This window comes from Shewanella sp. AS16 (assembly GCF_021412365.1).
Lineage (GTDB): Bacteria > Pseudomonadota > Gammaproteobacteria > Enterobacterales > Shewanellaceae > Shewanella > Shewanella salipaludis.
Genome location: NZ_JAKCLK010000370.1, coordinates 1 through 284, shown reverse-complemented (window position 1 = coordinate 284; position 284 = coordinate 1). Strand labels below are relative to the sequence as shown.

At 43.7% G+C, this 284-nt stretch carries 1 pseudogene; it reads left to right on the top strand.

What is annotated here, in order from left to right:
• Positions 1 to 40 precede the first annotated feature (40 nt).
• Positions 41 to 284 (top strand): annotated as a pseudogene (locus LZP73_RS20700) (hypothetical protein); the annotation flags it as partial.

The following is a 284-nucleotide window of genomic DNA, read 5'->3' as shown; positions in this document are numbered from 1 at the left end:
GTTAAGCCGAATTATTGATACCAGGAAAATTAACTCACTCGTGCTGACTCTGGCGATCTGCACTTTTATCGTCATTACGTTGACGATTTGGGTTTCGTTTCGTGTATCGGTGCTGGTGTTCTTTCAGTTGGGAAGCCCGTTATATGGCATTGTGTCGTGCCTCATTCCGTTTTTCCTGATCTATAAAGTCTCACAACTGGAAAAACTTCGCGGGTTTAAAGCCTGGATGATTCTGCTGTACGGCATTTTGTTATGCTTGTCGCCACTGTTGAAGTTGATTGAGT